Origin of the sequence: Streptomyces sp. SID9727 (assembly GCF_010550605.1) — a bacterium.
Lineage (GTDB): Bacteria > Actinomycetota > Actinomycetes > Streptomycetales > Streptomycetaceae > Streptomyces.
Genome location: NZ_JAAGNI010000238.1, coordinates 1 through 6,159, shown reverse-complemented (window position 1 = coordinate 6,159; position 6,159 = coordinate 1). Strand labels below are relative to the sequence as shown.

Below are 6,159 nucleotides of genomic sequence, written 5' to 3'. Positions count from 1 at the left end.
GCGTCCCGCCGGGCCCGCCCGCCGCGGCGGGACGCTCACGCCGGGGCGGCTCCCCCGGGCCGGTCGCGGTCGTGGCGTTCCGTGGTGATCTGGCTGCCGCCCGGGCCGATGCGGATCTCGAAGTCGCCGTCGTACTTGGCGTGGCCCTCGATGACCGCCGACTCCACGGCCTCCACGCCGAACTCGCGGCGCACGATCAGGGGGTCCCGGCGCAGGTCGCGCAGCAGGGCCACGCACATGCAGATCATGACGATGGTGAACGGGGCCGCGACCAGGATAGTGAGGTTCTGGAGACCCGCGAGGGCATCGCCCTTGCCGTCGCCGATGAGCAGCATGACGGCGGCGACCGCGCCGGTGACGACGCCCCAGAAGATGACGACCCACTTGGCGGGTTCGAGGATGCCCTTCTGGGACAGGGTGCCCATCACGATGGACGCGGCGTCCGCGCCGGAGACGAAGAAGATGCCGACGAGCACCATCACCAGGATGCTCATCAGCGTGGCGACGGGGAACTGCTGGAGCACGCCGAAGAGCTGCGCCTCCTGGGTGTCGGCGCCGCCGAGCTTGCCGCCCTCCTGGAGCTTGATGGCGGTGCCGCCGAAGATGGCGAACCAGATCAGGCTCACGGTGCTCGGCACCAGGATGACGCCGCCGATGAACTGGCGGATGGTCCGGCCCTTGCTGATCCGGGCGATGAACATGCCCACGAAGGGCGTCCAGGAGATCCACCAGGCCCAGTAGAAGACGGTCCAGCTGCCGAGCCAGTCGGCCACCTCGCCCTCACCGGTGGCCTCCGTACGGCCGGCGAGCTGCGGGAGGTCGCCGAAGTAGGAGGCGATCGAGGTCGGAATGAGGTCGAGCACGATGATCGTGGGGCCCGCGATGAACACGAACACGGCCAGGATCAGGGCGAGCACCATGTTGATGTTGGACAGCCACTGGATGCCCTTCTCCACCCCGGAGACCGCCGAGGCGATGAACGCGACGGTCAGCACGGCGATGATCAGGACGAGCAGTCCGGTGCCGGTCTTCTCCTTCCAGTTCAGCTCGTGGAAGCCGCTCCCGATCTGAAGGGCGCCGAGACCCAGCGAGGCGGCCGAGCCGAAGAGGGTCGCGAAGATGGCCAGGATGTCGATGAACCGGCCGAGTCCGCCGTGGGCGTGGCGGGGACCGATCAGCGGCTCGAAGACGGCGCTGATGGTCTGCCGCCTGCCGCGCCGGAAGGTGCTGTACGCGATGCCCAGGCCGACCACCGCGTAGATCGCCCACGGATGCAGCGTCCAGTGGAACAGGGTGGTGGCCATCGCGGTCTGCATCGCCTCGGCCGCGTCGGCGGGGCGGGTGCCGGGCGGCGGGTCAGTGAAGTGGGCGAGCGGCTCGCTGACCCCGTAGAACATCAGACCGATGCCCATGCCGGCGCTGAACATCATCGCGACCCAGGAGACCGTGCGGAACTCCGGCTCCTCGTCCTCCTGGCCGAGGGTGATGTTTCCGTACCGGCTGATCGCGAGCCACAGGGCGAAGACCACGAATCCGGACGCGGCCAGCATGAACGCCCAACCGCCGTTGTGGATGAGGCCGTTGAGGGCCTTGTCGGAGACGTCCTCCAGCGAGTCGGTGGCGGTGGCCCCCCAGATGACGAAGGCCAGGGTGAGGCCGGCCGTGACGCCGAACACCACCCGGTCGGTGACGGGGCTCCGGCCGTGGCCCGGTTCGCCGGGGAGGTCGGCCGTCACCGGTACATCCCCTCTGCCGCCCGTTCTCTGCTCGTCCTGCGACACGAATGGCACCTTTCACGGAAACTGACAAATCGCTCTCCGTAGGCAGTACCACACTCGACATGCATCTTTCGGGATCAACAAGCAGTATCGACTTGCCCGTTTGTGAGGTGATATGCGGCCCTTGCGTCCAGCAGGAGCGGGATCAGCTTCCGGGCGGGCTGCCGCAGGGGCACGTGGACCCCGTCACCGTCGGGGCGCCAGGTGACGGCGTGCAGCGAGAGTTCGTCCCGGACGCGCGCGAACTGATCCTTCGTGAGGCGGTAGCCGCACGGCGGGTCGGCGAGGGTGTCGTCCGGCGTCGGGGTCCTGTCGTCCGACCCCCCGAGAAACACGGGCCCCCGGTCGTCGGTTCCCGCCGACCGGGAGGCGGCGGTGGCGGCGGCGATGTTCGCGCGCTGTTCCTCCGCGTACCGGAAGAGTGCCCTGAGGGCCACGAGTTGGGAGGCCACGCGGCGGCGGGCGTTGAGGGCGGGGTCGGCGCGCTCCTCGGCGGAGAGCGCGTCCGTACGGGATTCGGTCAGCAGTCCGACCGCGTGGGTGAGGCCGGCGATGTTGCGCAGGACGCGCTCCTGGCCGTCGCCGGCGGTCCGTCCGACCGGGTGGCCGGTGGCCGGGTCGGTCCGGACGCCGTACAGGCCGGTGCCGAAGCCGGCCTTCTCCGCGGCGGACCGCACCCGGTCCAGGGCCAGGGAGCGCGCCTCGTCGCGCAGCCGTTCGTCGGTGTTGGGGTTACGGGGCCACAGGACGAGCAGGTCCTTGTCGTAGTACGGCGCGGTCGCGGCGTACTCGTGCACGTCCGCGATCACATCGGGTTCGTGGTCGCGCCGTACGGCGGCGACGGCTCGGGCCTCGGGGCTGCGCAGGGCGAGGTGGTCCCGGTTGACGTCCACGCCGTCGCCGTTGGACCGGGTCCCCGCCGCGAGGCCGTCGGGGTTGGCGGTGGGCACGGCGAGGATCTCGGTCCGGGCGAGGAGGGCGCGGGTGTGGGCGTCGGTGGCGTACGCGAGGTCCCGGACCGTGCTCAGGCATGCCTCTCGCGCTGCCGGTTCGTCGCCGTGCTGGCCGCAGACCAGGAGCACGGTGAGCGCGCCGGGGTCGGTGCTGCCGATGCGGACGAGGCGCAGGGGGCGGTCCCGGTCCGTGGTGCCGATCCGCCGCACGGAGACCCGGTCGCCGCGCCGGGCGAGGTCCGCGAGCAGGAACGCCTCCTCGGACTGCCGGGTCCAGCGCGCTCCGCCGGAGAGTTCGAAGCCGGTGCGGGGCGCGGTGGTGCGGGCCGCGTCCGAGGGGACGGTGAGAAGAGGGACGGTCAGAGCGGCGGTGGCGACCGCCAGCGCGAGATCGCGGGCACGGCCGCGCCGGGGCAGCCGCCGTCCCCCGGCCGTCGGCGCGATCGGCATGGGCGGAAGGTACTGCGTCGCGGCGGCCCGCGACAGACCCGTGCACGGGCTGTTTCATGAGACCGGTGGACCGCTCCGGCCCGTTGGTACCCGATCCGGCCCTCGCCGGGCGGGTACCCCCTAGGCTGGCGGGGCCGGCCGGCCGGTCGGCCCCGCTGCGCCACAGAGGAGCGTCCCCTTGCCCGGTCCGTCCCCCGATGCCCCGCTCCACGCGCGTCCCACGCTGGAAGCCGTGGCGGCCCGTGCCGGAGTCTCCCGGGCGACGGCCTCACGGGTGGTGAACGGCGGTGCGGGGGTGCGGCAGCCGCTCGTGGACCAGGTGCGCAAGGCGGTCGAGGAGCTGGGCTACATCCCGAACCATGCGGCGCGGACCCTGGTGACCCGGCGGAACGGGGCGGTGGCCGTGATCATCGACGAGCCCGAGGTGCGGATCTTCTCCGACCCGTTCTTCTCCCAGCACATCCGGGGCATCAGCCGGGAACTGAACGCGCACGACGCGCAGTTGGTGCTGCTGCTGGTGGAGGGCCGGGGAGACTTCGAGCGGGTCAGCCGCTATCTGGGCGGGGGCCACGTCGACGGGGTGCTGGCCTTCTCCCTGCACACCGACGACGAACTCCCCGCCGCCATCCGCCGTTTCCGCGTCCCGGCCGTCTACGGCGGCCGGCCCGGGCGGCCGGGCGCGCCGACCGACGCGGTGCCCTTCGTGGACTGCGACAACCGGGGCGGTGCCCGGGAGGCCGTACGGCATCTGGCCGGGCTCGGCCGCCGGAACATCGCGCACATCGCCGGTCCGCGCGACCAGACCTCGGCTCTCGACCGGATCGACGGCTACGCGGACATCCTGCCGGACGCCGACCCCGCGCTGCTCGCGGACGGCGACTTCACGGTGGAGGGCGGTGCGCGGGCCATGGCCGAGCTGCTGGCGCGGCGGCCGGACCTGGACGCGGTGTTCGCGGCGAACGACCTGATGGCGTCGGGTGCGCTGCGGGTGCTGCGGGAGCGGGGGCGGCGGGTGCCGCAGGACGTGGCGCTGGTGGGCTTCGACGACATGGAGTCGGTCGCCGGGGCGACGGACCCGCCGCTGACGACGATACGTCAGGACGTGGTGGGCATGGGCCGGTTGATGGTGCGGCTGCTGATGGACCGGCTGGAGGACGGGGGCGCGGTGCCGGAGTCGGTGATCACGCCGACGCGGCTGGTCCGCCGCGCCTCGGCCTGAGCCCGCCCGTGCGGGCCCGGTGCGCCGCCCGGGCGCGGCGGGCCCGGGGCAGGTAGCGCAGGCGCTCCGGCAGGACGGGGACGACGAGCCGGACCACCGCGCAGAACCTCCGCAGGGCGCGTTCCTGCGCGTCGGTCCACTCCAGGCCGATGGCCTCGCGGGCGTCGGGCGGCATCAGCCCGACGGTCAGGAAGGAGCGGAACCGGGCGAGCGACGGGAGCAGCACCGGCCACACCACCCTGAGCAGCAGCCGCAGTGCCCGGGGTCCCCGGTCCGGCGGCGGGACGGCGGTGTCGGTGGCGACGAGTTCCGCGACGACGGGGGTCTTCTCGATCTCGTCGGCCAGCATGGCGCGGTAGTACGGCCAGAACTCCTCGATGGTCTGCGGCATGTCCCGGTCGTGGATGCCGAGCACCCGGCCCACCTGAAGCCATTCCGCGTACAGTGCGCGCTCCTGCTCGCGGCTGAGCGGGCGCAGCAGGTAGCGGGCGCCGTGCCGGTAGACGGGGTAGCCGGTGGCGTGCACCCAGGCGTAGTTCGCCGGGGTCAGGGCGTGGTACGGGCGGCCCCGGGTGTCGGTGCCCTGGATGGCGCGGTGCAGCCGGCGGAGCCTGCGCCCCTCCTCGGCGGCTTCCTCACCTCCGTACACCCAGAGCTGGAGCGAGCCGAGGGAGCGCTCGCCGCGTCCCCAGGGGTCCGTGCGGAACACGGAGTGCTCGTCCACGCCCGCGCCGACGGCGGGGTGGGCGACCTGGAGGGTGAGGGCGGCGGGCAGCATCAGCAGGGCCCGCACATCGCCGGACAGGCTCCACAGCACACCACCGGGCGGGGGCGGCGCGGGGTCGTTGCTGCTGCTCATGCGGTGCTCCCGGCAGTGGTGTTGACGGCGTCGATGAAACAAGTCAATAGTATTTGTAACTTTGACTCTCCGGAACAGACGTGCCGTCACATCGCTGCCGAATGAGCGCGTTGACGCCGGGGCACGGACAGGAGGGCGCACCATGGGCCGGTACAGCCGCCTGCACGAGATCCGCCGGATGGATCCGGCGCGGGACTACGCCGAGATCCTTCGGCTGATCTCCCAGTACGAGTTCCCGTGGGACTACCGGCAGGGCGTCAGCGTGGCGTTCCTGCGCGACTACGGCGTCCCCCGGATCTCCGTGCTCCTCGACCGCACCCAGGAGTTCGAGCGCAACGGGCAGAAGCGGTACGACGACACGGTGCTGCTCGCGTACGAGATGGCCGTCGACGGCTTCGACTCCGAGCGCGGGCGGGCGGCGGCGCGGCATCTGAACCGCATCCACGGCAGGTACCGCATCGAGAACGACGACTTCCGGTACGTCCTGGCGACGACGGTCGTGGGGCCGAAGCGCTGGATCGACCGGTACGGCTGGCGGCCGCTGTGCACGCAGGAGGTGCGGGCGCTGGCGGAGGCGGGGCGGAAGACCGGGGCGATGATGGGCATCGAGGACGTGCCCGACACGTACGAGGGCTTCGAGCGGCTGCTCGACGCGTACGAGGAGCGGATGTTCGCGTACGACCCGGCGAACCGGCGGGTGGCCAGTGCCACGTTCCGGGTGATGGCGAGCTGGTACCCGCGCCCGCTGCGGCCGTTCGTCGCCCGGTTCGCCCTGGCGGTGCTCGACGAGCCGCTGCTCGGGGCGCTGGGCTTCCGGCCGCAGCCCCGCTGGGTGCGGACCTCGGCGTCGGCGGCGCTGCGGCTGCGGGCGCGGTGCGTGCGCCGGATGCCGGCCAGGCC

Annotated in this window: 5 protein-coding genes; 2 read left to right on the top strand and 3 right to left on the bottom strand. The window is 72.4% G+C overall.

Annotated elements, in window-relative coordinates; all coding sequences use genetic code 11:
• Nucleotides 1-35: 35 nt before the first annotated feature.
• A complete protein-coding gene (locus G3I41_RS15430) occupies nucleotides 36-1,781 on the bottom strand; it encodes a BCCT family transporter (protein WP_164400780.1) in 1,746 nt (581 codons plus the stop codon).
• Between the two features lie 74 nt (nucleotides 1,782-1,855).
• Nucleotides 1,856-3,181 (bottom strand): M14 family metallocarboxypeptidase, encoded by a 1,326-nt coding sequence (locus tag G3I41_RS15425; RefSeq protein WP_164400779.1) that lies wholly within the window; start codon nucleotides 3,179-3,181, stop codon nucleotides 1,856-1,858.
• A gap of 178 nt (nucleotides 3,182-3,359) precedes the next feature.
• Between G3I41_RS15425 and G3I41_RS15420 the strand changes: the two genes are divergently transcribed.
• Nucleotides 3,360-4,400 (top strand): LacI family DNA-binding transcriptional regulator, encoded by a 1,041-nt coding sequence (locus G3I41_RS15420; protein WP_164400778.1) that lies wholly within the window; start codon nucleotides 3,360-3,362, stop codon nucleotides 4,398-4,400.
• Here the strand turns inward: G3I41_RS15420 and G3I41_RS15415 are convergent.
• Entirely contained in the window at nucleotides 4,363-5,259 is an 897-nt protein-coding gene (locus G3I41_RS15415) for an oxygenase MpaB family protein (RefSeq protein ID WP_164400777.1), read from the bottom strand. The genes G3I41_RS15420 and G3I41_RS15415 overlap by 38 nt on opposite strands.
• 142 nt (nucleotides 5,260-5,401) lie before the next feature.
• On the opposite strand from G3I41_RS15415, the gene G3I41_RS15410 reads away from it, so the two are divergent.
• Nucleotides 5,402-6,159: oxygenase MpaB family protein (locus tag G3I41_RS15410; protein WP_164400776.1), on the top strand; the 758-nt coding region annotated here is incomplete at its 3' end.